Annotated in this window: 11 protein-coding genes and 1 pseudogene; 3 read left to right on the plus strand and 9 right to left on the minus strand. The window is 72.9% G+C overall.

Annotated elements, in window-relative coordinates; all coding sequences use genetic code 11:
* Positions 1-90 precede the first annotated feature (90 nt).
* The 3 genes from ABZ862_RS11555 to ABZ862_RS11565 all read right to left on the minus strand — a co-directional run bounded on the left by ABZ862_RS11555 (position 91) and on the right by ABZ862_RS11565 (position 2,709).
* A complete protein-coding gene (locus ABZ862_RS11555) occupies positions 91-1,254 on the minus strand; it encodes a glycosyl hydrolase (RefSeq protein WP_360955874.1) in 1,164 nt (387 codons plus the stop codon).
* 185 nt (positions 1,255-1,439) lie between these two features.
* Positions 1,440-2,354 (minus strand): chaplin family protein, encoded by a 915-nt coding sequence (locus tag ABZ862_RS11560; protein WP_360955876.1) that lies wholly within the window; start codon positions 2,352-2,354, stop codon positions 1,440-1,442.
* Positions 2,355-2,445: 91 nt separating this feature from the next.
* Positions 2,446-2,709: a chaplin gene (locus tag ABZ862_RS11565; RefSeq protein WP_360955878.1), complete on the minus strand. Its 264-nt coding sequence runs from the start codon at positions 2,707-2,709 to the stop codon at positions 2,446-2,448.
* A gap of 480 nt (positions 2,710-3,189) precedes the next feature.
* On the opposite strand from ABZ862_RS11565, the gene ABZ862_RS11570 reads away from it, so the two are divergent.
* Together ABZ862_RS11570 and ABZ862_RS11575 are read left to right on the plus strand one after the other, a co-directional pair.
* Positions 3,190-3,600, plus strand: a complete 411-nt coding sequence (locus tag ABZ862_RS11570) for a rodlin (RefSeq protein WP_360955880.1) — start codon at positions 3,190-3,192, stop codon at positions 3,598-3,600.
* A 155-nt stretch (positions 3,601-3,755) separates the two neighbouring features.
* Entirely contained in the window at positions 3,756-4,166 is a 411-nt protein-coding gene (locus tag ABZ862_RS11575) for a rodlin (protein WP_360955882.1), read from the plus strand.
* Positions 4,167-4,264: 98 nt separating this feature from the next.
* Here ABZ862_RS11575 and ABZ862_RS11580 read toward each other — a convergent pair whose 3' ends face one another.
* From ABZ862_RS11580 to ABZ862_RS11600, 5 genes and pseudogenes are all read right to left on the minus strand, one after another.
* Positions 4,265-5,134, minus strand: coding sequence for an ABC transporter permease (locus ABZ862_RS11580; RefSeq protein ID WP_360955884.1), 870 nt, complete (start codon positions 5,132-5,134; stop codon positions 4,265-4,267).
* The gene (locus ABZ862_RS11585; protein ID WP_360956101.1) at positions 5,131-7,737 is read right to left on the minus strand and encodes a CocE/NonD family hydrolase; all 2,607 of its coding nucleotides are present in this window, start codon (positions 7,735-7,737) and stop codon (positions 5,131-5,133) included. The genes ABZ862_RS11580 and ABZ862_RS11585 overlap by 4 nt, the downstream gene beginning before the upstream one ends.
* A gap of 627 nt (positions 7,738-8,364) precedes the next feature.
* On the minus strand, positions 8,365-9,867 hold the full coding sequence (gene mmsA / locus ABZ862_RS11590) for a CoA-acylating methylmalonate-semialdehyde dehydrogenase (RefSeq protein WP_360955886.1): 1,503 nt from the start codon (positions 9,865-9,867) through the stop codon (positions 8,365-8,367).
* Positions 9,868-9,881: 14 nt separating this feature from the next.
* Positions 9,882-11,759 (minus strand): 3D-(3,5/4)-trihydroxycyclohexane-1,2-dione acylhydrolase (decyclizing), encoded by a 1,878-nt coding sequence (gene iolD / locus ABZ862_RS11595; protein WP_360955888.1) that lies wholly within the window; start codon positions 11,757-11,759, stop codon positions 9,882-9,884.
* An 83-nt stretch (positions 11,760-11,842) separates the two neighbouring features.
* A pseudogene (locus ABZ862_RS11600) lies at positions 11,843-11,944 on the minus strand (5-deoxy-glucuronate isomerase); the annotation flags it as partial.
* A gap of 586 nt (positions 11,945-12,530) precedes the next feature.
* On the opposite strand from ABZ862_RS11600, the gene ABZ862_RS11605 reads away from it, so the two are divergent.
* Complete coding sequence (locus ABZ862_RS11605; RefSeq protein WP_360955890.1) at positions 12,531-12,731, plus strand: MerR family transcriptional regulator; 201 nt, start codon at positions 12,531-12,533, stop codon at positions 12,729-12,731.
* Positions 12,732-12,845: 114 nt separating this feature from the next.
* Here the strand turns inward: ABZ862_RS11605 and ABZ862_RS11610 are convergent, their stop codons facing one another.
* The gene (locus ABZ862_RS11610) at positions 12,846-15,074 is read right to left on the minus strand and encodes an MMPL family transporter (RefSeq protein WP_360955892.1); all 2,229 of its coding nucleotides are present in this window, start codon (positions 15,072-15,074) and stop codon (positions 12,846-12,848) included.
* Positions 15,075-15,140: the final 66 nt, after the last annotated feature.

Consider the following 15,140-nt stretch of genomic DNA (forward strand, 5'->3'; position numbering starts at 1 on the left):
GCGGGATGTGAGGCGGGCCGCCGGGCGGCCACCGTCCGGGCGGCGGCAGGGGTTTCCGGCCCGGCCGGTGCCCGGTCCGGTGGACGAGGTTCAGCGGGGCGCGGCCGGGCTCGGGGACGGGGCCGGAGTGACGCCCGGACCGGCTCCCGTACCGGCTCCGCCACCGGTCGCGGCGATCTGGGCGCGGTAGACCGCGGAGGCCCGTGGATTGCCGGAGCACTCCCACACGCCGTGCGGGCAGTAGTCGGTGAGCGTGTTGTAGAGAGGCTGGTGGTCCGTCATCCAGGTGAGCATGCCGCGCATGTACCCCGGGTTGTCGCCGTTGCGGAAGAGTCCCCACTCCGGGTAGGAGAGGGGCTTGCCGTGGGACGCGGCGAAGTCCGCCTGCGCCTGGAGGCCGTAGGGCTCCGCCACCTGCTGGTCGAAGGACATCCCGGCCGGCTGGTCGTAGGCGTCCATGCCGATGACGTCGACCGTGGCGTCCCCGGGATAGCACTCCGGCCACGGTACGGCGTCCCGGCCGCGGTTCGGCGCGAAGTCGAACCGGAGACGCTGCCCCGGCACGGCCCGCATCGCGGCGACGATCCGGTTCCAGTACGCCTTCCACGCCTCCGGGTCCGGGCCGCAGCGGTGGGTGTAGGTGGTGCCGTTCATCTCCCAGCCGAGGACGACGACCGTGTCCGGCGCGCCGGTGTCCACCAGTCGCCGGGCCAGCCGCCGGAAGTGCGCGTCGAACTCCCCGGCGGCCCCCCGGCGCAGCAGCGACCGGACCTCGTCGTCGGGGAGGCCGTCCTCGCTGCCCTCCAGCATGGGCACGTTGAGGACGAGCATCCGGTCGGCCTTCCCGGCGCGCCAGTGCGCCCAGACGTCCACGACGGCCGGGGTGCCCTCGATGTCCGACCAGCGGCCGCCGGGAAGGTAGGTGTGGCCGACGCGCAGGTCGGCGCCGCCGAGCCAGGCGCTGAATCCCGCCGTCCGCTCCGCACCGAGCGCACCGGAACCGAGAAAGGCGCCGAAGGGGCCGGCACCGGCGGAGGTCGGGGCGGCGGATCCGGGTCCGGCCGCCAGGGCCACGAAGGCCGCCGTCGCGGCGAGGGCGGCGGTGACCGAGGCCCCCGCGGGCCGCCGGTACCGGGCACGCCGGGGTGGCGCTTCCCTGCGCGTGGCCGGATCTGTGGCGGCGTCGGTCTCCTTGCCGGTGGTCGCGTCGGTGGCTGCCTCTGACGTCGTGCTCCTGCTCCGACACCCAGTCATATGACCACTCAGTCACACCCGTACCGGCCCCGCGAGTGCGGTTGAGGCAATCGGGTGCCCGCGGCCGCCGCACCGGCGGGCCGGAGAACGGCTCGGCCCCGGGCGACGGTGCATCGTCGACCGGGGCACGGAGAGGAGCCGGGGTGCTGCGGGTGCCGGACCTGAGCGGCCGGGACCCGGCGCGGTTACCGACGGGAGGCCGCGCGGCCTCGCCGGTACAGGATCGCGCCGCCCGCGATCAGCAGGGCGCTCGCGGCCGACGCGGCCATCATGGCCTCACTGCCGGTGTGGGCCAGGACGGGCGGGTGGCCGGGGTGCTCGCCGTGGTGGGTGGGCGGCGGGGTGTACTCCTCGCCCGGCGGCGGGAAGGTGGGGCCGGGGGGCGGGGTGTGGTCCCCGTACGGCGGCGGGGTGTGGGACGGCCTCGGCGTGTGGTCACCGTAGGACGGCGGGGTGTGCGACGGCCTCGGCGTGTGGTCCCCGTACGACGGCGGCGTGTGCGACGGCCTCGGCGTGTGGTCCCCGTACGACGGCGGCGTGTGCGACGGCCTCGGCGTCGGCTCGTCGTCGCCGTAGGACGGCGGCGTGTACGACGGCTTCGGCGTGTGCTCCCCGTACGACGGCGGGGTGTGCGAGGGCTTCGGCTCGTCGTCACCGTAGGACGGCGGCTTGTGCGACGGCTTGGGCGTGTGGTCGTCGTCGCCGTAGGACGGCGAGGTGTGTGACGGCTTCGGCTTCGGCTCGTCGTCACCGTACGAGGCGGGCGTGTGCGACGGCTTCGGGGTGTGGTCGTCGTCGCCGTAGGACGAGCCGTGCTCGTGCGGCGCCGCGTGCGACGACGGCTCCTCGCGCGGGGCCGAGTCGTTGACGCACGCGTTGCCGAACGAGGGGTTCAGCGCGGCGGCCACGTCCACGGAGTTGCCGCAGATGTTGACCGGCACGTCGACCGGCGCCTGGACGGTGTTGCCGGACAGGACGCCCGGTGAACCCTTGGCGACACCGTCGGCGTGCGTGTCGGCCAGAGCGGGGCTGCCGTACAGGGACAGAATGCTGGTCGCGGCAGCGGCCGCGACCATTCCCTTGCTGAGGGTCTGTCGCAATCTCGTTGTCTTCCTGCTTGAAGAAGTGGGAAAGCCGGCCTCGGAACGATCGGACGAGTCCGAGGCCGGCTGTGACGCAGCGCTGGGCTGGTCAGTGTCCGTCGTTGTCGACGACGCAGGTGTTCCCGATCGCCGGGTTCAGCAGCCCGATGACGTTGACGGTGTTCCCGCAGACGGTGATCGGGATGTCGATCGGGATCTGGATGACGTTGCCGGACAGGAAGCCCGGGGAGCCGACGGCGACACCCGTGGCGTCCGCGTCCGCGAAGGCCGGGGTGGCGGCACCCAGGGCCAGGATCAGGCCGGCGACTACGGCTGCGCTCTTCTTCATGAACTTTCCCTTCTGAGCGGTCATGTCCGTGATGGACGGCCGAAACCGCGCGAGCACGAATTCGACGGCTCGCACCACGACCGGCAGGCTGCAGAACGAGGAATAGACAGCGGAAGAAACTCCTGAACGCGTGCCGCGGGTCGATTCACTCCAACGCCCCCGGCGAATTGACGCCTATGCCGTAACGGGTCCGGGAAGGCCCGACGCACCGTCCCGCACACTCTTCAACCGGCAGGACGCCGGATGGTTGCGCCACGTCACCCGATCGCATGACGGGCTGTCATGGAATTAACGGGTCCGGCCGGAGGGGTCGGCCGACGGGTCCCGCGGGACCGGCAGAAGGGTCCGGCAGAAAGGTCCGGCGGAGGCGGTTCCGTACCGCACACCTCTTTCGGCCTCTTCCCACAATGGGCCGATCGAGTGAATAACAGCAACCGTAGGCGCGGTCGGCAGTTGAAGCAGGGCACTCCGGTGGACGGGGTGACTTCAGAAGGGAACTACCAAATGATCAAGAAGGTTCTGGCCACCGCCGCGGTCGCCGCCTCCATCGTGGGCGTCTCCGCCGCGGCCGCCGCGCCGGCCCTGGCCATCGGCAACGACAGCGGCACCACGTCCGCCAGCGGCAACGGTGCCTCGCAGTCGTTCGGCAACTCGGCCACGTTCGGCAACATGAGCCCGCAGATGGCGCTCATCCAGGGCTCGTTCAACAAGCCGTGCATCGCCCTGCCCGCGAAGCTCAACCTGCAGAACGTCATCGGCATCGTCAACGTCGGCCTGCAGGACATCCCGATCCTGTCCTCCCCGCAGAACCAGCAGTGCGTGGAGAACTCGACCCAGGCCAAGGGCGACGAGCCGCTCTCGCACATCCTGGACGACATCTCGGCCCTCTCCGGCAACGGCACGGGCAACCGCTGAGACGGACCCGTCGCACGGGTTTCTCGTCTCCCCGCCCGGGGACCGCGTCCCCGGGCATCGGCCGAACGGGTGTCGGCACGTAACGTCGCGCCGCCCCGTCCGGTTGATGATCACGCAGCTCCCCCCGGAGTCCGCATTTCGAAGGGAAAGAAAACATGAAGAAGCTGTGGGCAACGGCGGCTGTCGCCGCGTCCGCCGCCGGTCTCGTCGGCGCGGTCGCCCCCCAGGCCCTGGCGATCGGCGACGACCACGGCACCACGTCCGCGAGCGGCAACGGCGCCTCGTCGTCGTTCGGCAACTCGGCCACGTTCGGTGACATGAGCCCGCAGCTGTCGCTGGTCCAGGGCTCGCTGAACAAGCTCTGTGTCGGCCTGCCCGCGAAGGTCAACGCCCAGAACGTCCTCGCCATCCTGGCCAACGTCGGCCTGCAGGACATCCCCGTCCTGTCCTCCCCGCAGAACCAGCAGTGCGCGGAGAACTCGACCCAGGCCAAGGGCGACGAGCCGCTCTCGCACATCCTGGACGACATCTCGGCCCTGTCCGGCAACGGCGTCGGCAACCGCTGAGTCTGCGCTCCGCCGAACGGCGGGTCACCGGTACTCCGGTGGCCCGCCGTTCGCGTGTCTCCCGGCGCCCCCGGCCGTCCCGGCCGCGGCGCCGTCCGTCACGACACCACGTCCTTGCGGGCGAACCCCCGGAAGGCCAGGGCGAACAGCACCAGGGCGTAGGTGACGGAGATCGCGACGCCCTGGATCATGCCGGACCACTCGGGGTGCGGCTGGACCGCGTCGGCCCAGGCGTACTGCCAGTGCGCGGGCAGGAAGTCGCGCCAGTGACCGAGGGCGGTGACGGCGTCGAGGACATTGCCGACGATGGTCAGGCCGACCGCCCCGCCGACCGCGCCGAGCGCGGCGTCCGTCTTCGTGGACAGCCAGAACGCCAGCCCGGCGGTGACCAGCTGGGACACGAAGATGTACGCCACGACGACCAGCAGGCGTCCCGCCGCCGTGCCGGAGCCGAGCTGGCCGCCCGTGGGTATCTCCAGCGGGGCCCAGCCGTAGGCGGCGGTGCCGACGGCGAGGGCGACGACGGGCAGCAGCACCATCGCGGCCAGACTGAGGCCGAGCCCGACGACCAGCTTGGACCACAGCAGCCGGGCGCGCGGCACGGGTGCCGCCAGCAGATAGCGCAGCGAGGACCAGCCGGCCTCGGAGGCGACGGTGTCGCCGCAGAACAGGGCGACCGGGATGACGAGCAGGAAGCCCGCCGACACGAAGAGGTTGACGGCGGCGAAGTTGGCGCCGGACGCGGTGGCCGTGTCCATCAGGGTGACCTGGGTGTTCCGGCCGCCGGGCGCACCGCCGACGGCGAAGGCGACGAGCAGCACGAAGGGCAGCGCGGCGAGGATGCCGCCCATGACCAGGGTGCGGCGGCGCCTGAGCTGCCGGACCAGCTCGACCCGCAGGGGCAGGGTGCGGCCCGCGCGGTAGCCGGCGGCGGGCTCGGCGAGGGCGGAAGCCGGCTGCGCGCTCACGCGGAACCTCCGATCAGGGTGAGGAAGGCGTCCTCGAGACGGCGGTGCGGACCGACGGACGAGACGGGCACGTCGAGCCGCACCAGCTCGGCAACCAGGCGGACGGCGCTGCCGTCGGCGTCGAGCCGGACGAGGAGTCCGGTGTCGGCCCGCACGGCGGAGGCGACGCCGGGCAGCGCGGCCACCTTCTCGACGACCGGGTCCGCCACGGGTTCGGCGGTGCCGACGAGCAGGGTGTGCCCGGAGCCGGTGATCTCGGCGACCGGGCCCGCCTGGACGAGCCGGCCGCGGTCCATGACGACGAGGTGCGTGCAGGACTGCTCGACCTCGGCGAGCAGATGGCTGGAGACGATCACGGTACGGCCGGCCGCCGCGTAGCGGATCATCACCTCGCGCATCTCGCGGATCTGCGGCGGGTCGAGGCCGTTGGTGGGCTCGTCGAGGATGAGCAGGTCGGGCAGGCCGAGCATGGCCTGGGCGAGGGCGAGGCGCTGGCGCATGCCCTGGGAGTAGGTGCGCACCGCGCGGGCGAGCGCCTCGCCGAGGCCCGCGATCTCCAGGGCCTCGGCCAGCTGGGCGTCCTCGGCGGGGCGGCCGGTGGCCCGCCAGTACAGCTCGAGGTTCTCCAGGCCGGAGAGGTGGGGCAGGAAGCCCGCGCCCTCGACGAAGGCGCCGACCCGGGACAGCACGGGCGCGCCGGGGCGGACGGCGTGACCGAAGACGCGGATCTCGCCCGCGTCGGGGGTGATGAGACCCATCAGCATGCGCAGGGTGGTGGTCTTCCCCGCGCCGTTGGGGCCGAGCAGTCCGAGGACCTGGCCCTTCTCGACACGGAACGACACGTCCCGTACCGCGTACCGGTCCGAGGAGCGGGCGTAGCGCTTGCTGAGGCCGGTGATCTGGAGGGGGACCTCGGCGAGGTCCGGGTCGGGGGCGGGCGCGGTGGTGCGTACGCGGGCGGTGAGGAGGAGGACCAGGGCGGCCAGGGCGCCGGCCAGGGGCAGCCACCACACCCAGGAGGGCAGCGCGGCGGCGGCCGTGGTGACGCCGGGGGCGGTGGGCACCGTCAGATCACCCTTGAGGGTGACGGTGTACGTCGCCGGGGCGGCCGGTGAGGCGTAGCCGAGGTCGGTGGAGGCGAGGACCAGGCGGAGCCGGTGGCCCTTCTGGACCTGGTGGTCGATCGCCGGGAGGGTGACGGTGACGTCCTTGCCGGTGCGGGTGCCCTGGACGCGCAGCGGGGTGACGAGCTGGGCGGGCAGCACCTGCTGGGTGCCACCGGGGCCGACGTCGTAGACCTTGGCGAACAGGACGGTGTCGGCGCTGGTGGAGGTGAGGTGGACGGTGGCCGTCGGCGATCCGGTGATCTGGAGGTCGTTCGCGACCGGGGCCGAGTCGAATCTCGCGTACTGGCCGGGGAAGTCGAGGGAGACGCCGACGCCGAGGGAGGACAGCTGGGCGAGGCCGCCGGTGCCGCCGAGGCCGGGCAGGGCGGAGACGGCGGGCGGGGACGCCCCGGCGGGGTTGTCGATGTGCTGGGTGGTGCCGGTGAGGGCGATGGTGCGCCGTCCGCCGGAGCCGCCGGACAGGCCCGGGTAGGTGCCGGAGCTCGCGCCTCTCAGCTGGGCCGCGCCGTCGGTGGAGTCGATGCCTCCGGTGCGGGTGACGCGGAAGGCGGGGCCGGTGTCGGTGCCGCGGTCGTTCTTCAGGTAGCGGTCGAACCAGGTGCGCACGCGGCTCTCGACGCGGCTGTTCTCCAGGTCGCCGCCGTCGTGTCCGCCGGAGATCCAGTCGACGTCGACGGGGGCGCCGTTGGCCTTGATCGCCTTCTCGGCGGCGTCGGCCTGACCGAGCGGGAAGAGGGAGTCGGTCTGGCCCTGGACGAGGAGGGCGGGCACCTTGATGCGGCTCGCGACGGCGGACGGGGAGCGCGCCTCCAGCAGGGCGCGGGCCCGGGTGTCGGGGGTGCCGGACTCGGCGACCCGCTGGTACATGCGGCACAGCTCGGCCGTGAAGCGGTCGCAGCCGCCGCCGGAGTTGACGAAGATCCCGGCCCACAGCTTCTTGAAGACGCCGTTCGGGAACAGGGCGTCGGCGAGGTTCCAGTAGGTGATCGCCGGGGCGATGGCGTCGACCCGGTCGTCGTGGCCCGCGGCGAGCAGGGCGATCGCGCCGCCGTAGGAGGCTCCGGCGACGCCGACGCGCGGGTCGCCGGGCTTGTCGAGCCGGACCTCGGGGCGCCGGGCGAGCCAGTCGATGAGGCGGGAGACGTCGGCGACCTCGGCCGTGGGGTCGTTGAGGCCGATCTTCCCGGTGGATCCGCCGAAGCCGCGGGCCGACCAGGTCAGCACCGCGTATCCGTCGCGTGCGAGGTCCTCGGCCTGCTGCCGCACGTCGGCCTTGCTGCCGCCGAAGCCGTGCGCGAGCAGGACGGCGGGGCGGCGGCCGGTGGCGGCGGAGGTGAAGTACGAGGTGTCCAGACGCACTCCGTCGACGGCCATGACCCGGTCGGTGCGGTGCACCGCGGGTGCGGTGCCGGAGGCGGCGGCCGTCCAGGTGCCGGCCCCGGCGAGCACCGCGACGGCGGCCACGGCCGCGAACATCCGCCGGGGACCGCGCAGCAGCCCGCGCAGCGCGCGCGAACCGCGCGGGGCGCCCGGGGCGGGCGTCCTCATCGGTCCCTCCGGGACGGTCGAAGATCCATGCGTCAACGGTACGGCCCGCCACCGACAACGGCGGCAGCCCCTGGGCCGACCCCCGCCCCTCCCCGGGGAGTACGGCACCGCCGCGGCATACCGCGGCCGTGGTACGCGGGCCGTGGTAGGCGGGTCGTGGTGGACACCTTGTGATGGACACCTTGTGGTGAGCGGGCGGTGACGCGCGCGGACCGCGGACGGTGATCCGCGGGCCACGGCCGAGGGTGCCCGTCAGACGTGGATGTCCTCCTCCGGGACGGAGACCGGCCGGCGGGTGTCGCGGCGGGGACGCAGGCAGGACAACCGGTGAAGGACGGTGACGGCGGTGATGCCGCCGTCACCGGCAGGTGACCGGTCTCCTGCCGGCCGGGGACGTGGGCGAGGACGGCGATCGGGAAGACGGGCACCGCGTGGATCGGGCGGACGGGCGCCGCGTGCCCCGTGCCGCGGCGGCAGGGCCGCCCGCCCGGCGGACGGCCCTGTCCGGCGCTTGCGGGCGGTGCGGATCGTGCCCTGCGCCGGCCCGGTGTGCGCTCAGTGGTTGCGGGGGAAGCCCAGGTCCACCCCGGAGGGGGCGTCGGCGGGGTCGGGCCAGCGGGTGGTGACGACCTTGCCGCGGGTGTAGAAGTGCGTGCCGTCGTTGCCGTAGATGTGGTGGTCGCCGAAGAGGGAGTCCTTCCAGCCGCCGAAGGAGTGGTAGCCGACGGGGACGGGGATCGGCACGTTCACCCCGACCATGCCCGCCTCGATCTCCAGCTGGAAGCGGCGCGCCGCGCCGCCGTCCCGGGTGAAGATCGCGGTGCCGTTGCCGAACGGCGAGGCGTTGATGAGGGCGACGCCCTCGTCGTACGTGTCCGCGCGCAGCACGCACAGCACCGGGCCGAAGATCTCGTCCTGGTACGCCTTCGCGGTGACCGGCACCTTGTCGAGCAGCGAGATGCCGATCCAGTGGCCGTTCTCGAAGCCGTCCACGGTGAAGCCGGTGCCGTCCAGGACGACCTCGGCCCCCTCGGCGGCGGCGCCGGTGACGTAGGAGGCCACCTTGTCGCGGTGCACCCTGGTGATCAGGGGGCCCATCTCGGACGCGGGGTCGACGCCCGGACCGATCCTGATCTTCTCGGCGCGCTCGCGGATCTTCTCCACCAGCGTGTCCCCGATCGCGCCGACGGCGACGACCGCGGAGACGGCCATGCAGCGCTCGCCCGCGGAGCCGTAGGCGGCCGACACGGCGGCGTCGGCGGCGGCGTCCAGGTCGGCGTCGGGGAGGACCAGCATGTGGTTCTTGGCACCGCCCAGGGCCTGCACCCGCTTGCCGTGGGCGGAGGCCGTGGCGTGGATGTGGCGGGCGATCGGGGTCGAGCCGACGAAGGAGACGGCCTTGACGTCCGGGTGCTCCAGCAGCCGGTCGACGGCCGCCTTGTCGCCGTGCACGACGTTGAACACGCCGTCCGGCAGCCCGGCCTCCGCCAGCAGCTCGGCGAGCTTCATCGCCGCCGACGGGTCCTTCTCGCTCGGCTTGAGCACGAAGGTGTTGCCGCAGGCGATGGCCAGCGGGAACATCCACATCGGCACCATGGCGGGGAAGTTGAAGGGCGTGATGCCCGCGACGACACCGAGCGGCTGGCGGATCGAGGCCACGTCCACCCGGCTGGCGACCTGCGTCGACAGCTCGCCCTTCAGCTGCACGGTGATCCCGCAGGCCAGCTCGACGATCTCCAGACCGCGTGCCACCTCGCCGAGCGCGTCGGAGTGCACCTTGCCGTGCTCCGCGGTGATCAGCTCCGCGACGGCGTCCCGGTTGGCGTCCAGCAGCGCCCGGAACCGGAAGAGGATCTCGGTGCGCCGGGCCAGCGAGGTCTGGCCCCAGCTCGCGAAGGCATCCTTGGCCACCGCGACCGCCGCGTCCACCTCGGCCGCCGTCGCGAAGGCGACCTTCGTGGTCACCTCGCCGGTCGCCGGGTCGGTCACCGGCCCGTAGGTGCCGGAGGCGCCTTCGGCGGCCTTGCCGCCGATCCAGTGATGGACGATCTTCGTCATGCCCGGTAACTCCTTCACAGATGGCGGCGTCGGGTCGAGGCGTGCCGTTCGTACAGCTCGCGTGCCTTGACCGCGGACGCGCGGGTCGCGGTCGCGGCCACGGGAACATCCCACCAGGCCTGCGCCGGCGGCGCGCCCGACACTCTGTCTGCGGTTTCGGTCTCCACATAGACACATGTGGGCGTGTCGGCGGCCCGTGCCTCGGCGAGCGCCGTACGCAGCTCCCCGACCGTCGTGGCGCGCAGCACCCTCATCCCCAGGCTCGCCGCGTTGGCCGCCAGGTCCACGGGCAGCGGGGCGCCCGTGTACGTGCCGTCCGGGGCCGGGAAGCGGTACGCGGTGCCGAACCCCTCGCCGCCGACCGACTCCGACAGACCGCCGATCGAGGCGTACCCGTGGTTCTGGACCAGCAGCACCTTGATCGCGAGGCCCTCCTGCACGGCGGTCACCAGCTCCCCCGGCATCATCAGATACGTGCCGTCGCCCACCAGCGCCCACACCGGCCGGCCGGGCGCGGCGAGCTGCACGCCGAGGGCGGCGGGGATCTCGTAGCCCATGCAGGAGTAGCCGTACTCGACGTGGTACTGGTCGCGGGACCGGGTCCGCCACAGCTGGTGCAGATCGCCGGGGAGGGAGCCGGCCGCGTTGATCACGATGTCGCTCTCGTCGACCACCGCGTCCAGCGCGCCGAGCACCTGGGGCTGTCTCGGCGGCACGTCCTGCTCGTCCGCCTCGTAGCAGGCGTCGACGCGCTGTTCCCAGCGTTCCTTGTCCTCCGTGTACTCCGCGACGTACGGGGCGGTGACCCGGTGGCCGTGCAGTTCCAGTGCCTCGGTCAGCTCCTCCAGACCGCTGCGGGCGTCCGCGACCAGCGGGGTCCCGGCGAGCTTGTGGCCGTCGAAGGGGGCGATGTTGAGGTTGAGGAAGCGGACGTCCGGGTTCTCGAAGAGGGTGCCGGAGGCAGTGGTGAAGTCGGTGTAGCGGGTGCCCACACCGATCACCAGGTCGGCGGTGCGGGCGAGTTCGTCGGCGGTGGCGGTGCCGGTGTGGCCGACGCCGCCGACGTCCTGGGGGTGGTCCCAGCGCAGGGCGCCCTTGCCGGCCTGGGTGGCGGCGACCGGGATGCCGGTCGCCGCGGCGAACTCGGCGAGGGCGTCCTCGGCGCGGCTGTGGCGCACTCCGCCGCCCGCGATCACCAGCGGCCTGCGGGCGTCACGGACCGTTCTCACGGCCTCGGCGAGTTCGACCGGGTCGGCGCCGGGGCGGCGCACCGCCCAGACCCGGTCGGCGAAGAACTCCTCCGGCCAGTCGTACGCCTCCGCCTGCACGTCCTGCGGCAGCGCGAGCGTGACGGCGCCGGTCTCCACCGGGTCCGTGAGCACCCGTACGGCCTGCAACGCGGCCGGGATCAGCTGCTCGGGCCGGGTGACGCGGTCGAAGTACCGGGAGACGGGGCGCAGACAGTCGTTGACCGACACATCGCCCGCGTACGGCACCTCCAGCTGTTGCAGGACGGGGTCGGCGGGGCGGGTGGCGAAGACGTCGCCGGGCAGCAGGAGGACCGGGAGATGGCTGATCGTGGCGAGGGCGGCACCGGTGACGAGGTTGGTGGCGCCCGGGCCGACGGAGGTGGTGACCGCGTGCGCGGACAGCCGGTTGCACTGGCGGGCGTAGCCGACCGCCGCGTGCACCATCGCCTGCTCGTTGCGCCCCTGGTGATACGGCATCACGTCGGCGTGCTCCAGGAGCGCCTGGCCGACGCCCGCGACATTGCCATGGCCGAAAATGCCCCAGGTCGCGCCGATCAGCCGGCGCCGCACGCCGTCCCGTTCGGTGTACTGGGCGGCCAGGAACCGCACCAGCGCCTGCGCGACCGTGAGCCGCGGATTCACGGGTGTCCCCCGGTGTCCCGATGGACGTCCCGGCGGACGTTCCGGCGCGGGTGCCGGCCGGGCGCGGGGCCGGTGCGGGGGCCGGGGACCTCCGGCGCGGGGCCGTAGCGGGCGGGGAGTTGTCGCTCGCACTTCGCTCCTGCCAGGGCGAAGCGGCCTCCCGCGCCGGAGGCGTTCGGTGCCCGCAGCGCACGGAAGGCCTCTTCGCGGTCCACCTCGGACGCGAACATGACTTCCCTGGCCGGGAGTCGGGACTGTGCGCAGGCCACGGACCGGTCTGTGTGCACCGTACATTCACCGCGCGGCGGACGCGACGGTGACGGTACGCCGCCCCGGATCTCTCTCATGCGGCCCTCTCAGCAGTCCTGCGGGGCGTACTCCGCTCTCCCGGTGTTCTAGCCCCGACACGCGGCCCTGTCAATGTTTTGTCTGGACATATGGACGAGATCTTGACATCCGCTGTCCCGCTCCGGCCCCCACTCTTCCGCATCCGCCCCGGCGCGGCACCCGGCCCCGGCGGCCGGTGCCGCTGTCAACGCGCCACTCCCGGGAACCGTGCGGACCCATGTGCCACTCTTGTCACAAAAGCTACGCCTGTGTCACACCTGTCACATATACACGGGTCTGCGTCACACCCGCCCGACAGCCCCTTTCCAGGACGGGGACCCTCTCGTTCACCGGTCACAGGCCTGTGATGGCCGGCGCAGCGTCCGGTTCCCCACGACGACCCCCAGGTCGCCGCCGCGGCGCGCGCGGGGAGGTGTGTGCACCATGACGGACCAAAGGCTCTGGTCGTACAAGGAGATCGCCGCGCACATCCGGGTCCAGCCGGACACGGTCCGCTCCTACCGCAAACACGGTCTGCTCCCGCCGCCCGACCACGTCGAGGGCGGCAAGCCCTTCTGGTACGCCGACACCGTCCGGGCGTGGGTGGCCGCCCGGCCGGGGAACCGGGGGCGGAGGACGGGCTGACGCGCGCCCTGCCCCCGGGCTGCACGAGTCGGGGGCCACCGGGCGGGCCGGGACGGGAGCCGCCGGCCCCGGCCCCGGCCCCGGCTCGGGGCCGGGGCGGGGCCGGGGTTGTGGTCACCCCCGGGTCGCCGCCTTGTCCCGCTCCCGGTCGGGTTCCGGTGTGCGGGGCGGGGCGGCCTCGGTCAGGCCGAAGCGGGTGTGGAAGCGGCGCAGCGGGGCCGGGGCCCACCAGGTGGCCCGGCCGGTCAGGCGCATGATGGCGGGAACCAGGAGACTGCGGACCACCATGGCGTCCATCAGGACGGCCAGCGCGATGCCCAGGCCGAGCATCTTGGTGTTCGTGACCCGGGAGGTGCCGATCGCGACCATGACCACCGCCAGGATGACCGCCGCCGCGGTGATCAGGCCGCCCGTGCGTTGCAGTCCGTGCCGTACCGATCCGCGGTGGTCGCCGGTGTGGTCGTACTCCTCCTTGATACGGGAGAGCAGGAACACGCCGTAGTCCATGGAGAGGCCGAAGGCCACGCAGAACATGATGACCGGCAGGGTCGTCTCGATGGAGCCGGGGCTGGTGAAGCCCAGGAGGCCGGAGAGATGGCCGTCCTGGAAGACCCAGACGACCGCTCCGAACATCGCCGTCAGGCTGAGCGCGTTCAGCAGGACCGCCTGGAGGGGGATCACCACGCTTCCGGTGAGCAGGAAGACCAGCAGAAGGGTGACGATCGCGATGAAGGCCGCGGCCCAGGGCAGGTGCTCGGCTATCGCGTGCTTGGAGTCGACCAGGACCGCCGCCGTGCCGGTCACCTTCGTGTCGAAGGGGGTCCGCACGGCGCGCAGGTCGCCCACCAGGCGCTGGGCGGAGTCGCCGACCGCCTCGCCCTTGGGCAGCACCGAGAAGTAGGCCAGGTCGCCCTTCACCAGCGGGCCGTCGACCCGCGCCACCTCGGGCAGCGCGGCGATCCGCGTCCGGTAGTCGGCGTACTGGGCCGCTGTCGCCCTGCCTTCCGCGAGCACCTCGAGACCGCCGCCGGGGCTGCCGGGGAAGCCGTCCCTGATGTGCTGCTGCACGACATGGGACTCGGACGTGGACGGCAGCTGACGGTCGTCGGCGGTGCCGAACTTCACGCCCAGGAAGGGCAGGCCGAGCAGGATCAGCACGGCGGTGGTCGCCACGGCGAAGAACGGGGCCCGGCGCATCACGAGGTTCGCGGTGCGGGCCCAGGCCGTGCCCTCCTCGCCGGAGACGCGCCGTGGACGGCCCCTGCGCAGCAGCCGGCGCAGGTCGAGGGCGTCGACACGGTGGCCGAGCAGCACCAGGGCGGCCGGGAGCAGGATCAGCGCGGCCGCGGCGGCCAGCAGCACCACCGCTATGCCGGCGTAGGCGAAGGACCGCAGGAAGTACTGCGGGAAGAGCAGCATCGCGGCCAGTGACACGGCGACCGTGAGGGCGGAGAACAGGACCGTGCGTCCGGCGGTGCGCAAGGTCGTGCCGACGGCCGTGAGCGGGTCCGCGCCCGTGGCGAGTTCCTCGCGGAAGCGGCGGACGATGAACAGGGCGTAGTCGATGGAGAGGCCGAGGCCGAGGGCGGTGGTGAGGTTCAGCGCGAAGACTGAGACGTCGGTGAGTTCCGTGAGGCCGCGCAGGACGGCGTTCGTCCCGAGGATCGAGACGATGCCGATGCCGAGCGGCAGCAGGGCCGCGACCGCGCTGCCGAAGACCATCACCAGCAGCAGGAGGGTGACCGGCAGGGCGATCAGTTCGGCGCGGGTCAGGTCCTCCTTGATGATCGTCTGCATCTCGTACCGCACGGCGACCGGGCCGCCGAGCGTCACCTTCACCGGACCGTGCGCGCCCCGGTAGGAGGGCGCGAGACGCTGGAGCGTGTCGTCCGCCGCCTTCTCGTCGCCCGTGATGCGGGCGGCTATCAGCGCCTCGTGGCCGTCCTCGGCGCGCAGGGTGGGCGCGCCCGACCGCCAGTAGGAGCCGACGCCCTCGACGCCTTTCTCCGCCGCCAGCCGGGCGGTGATCCGCCGGGCCTCGGCGGCGACCGCCGGGGAGTCCACCGAGGCCCGGCCCGCGTCGACGAGGAGCAGCAGATTGGGCTGCGAGTCGGGGAACTCCCGCTCCAGTGCCCGGGTCGCGTAGGTGGAGTCGGCGGCCGGATCCTGCCAGCCGCCGCTGCCCATGCGGTCCGCGACACCGCTGCCCGCCAGTACGGCGAGGGCGGTGAGCACCAGGGCCACCAGCAGCGACAGCCGCGGGCGGGCGGTCACGAAGCGGGTCCAGCCCCCGGTCCGCGGCGGGCCGCCCGCCGGTCGCGGTGGCGTGTTGACTTCGGTCATCGTGCGGTGTCCCCTTCAGAGGTCATTGTCCTAGACTGACGAACACGAGTCGTCACTCGCGTTTTG

It is taken from the genome of Streptomyces sp. NPDC047000, assembly GCF_040644295.1.
GTDB lineage: Bacteria > Actinomycetota > Actinomycetes > Streptomycetales > Streptomycetaceae > Streptomyces.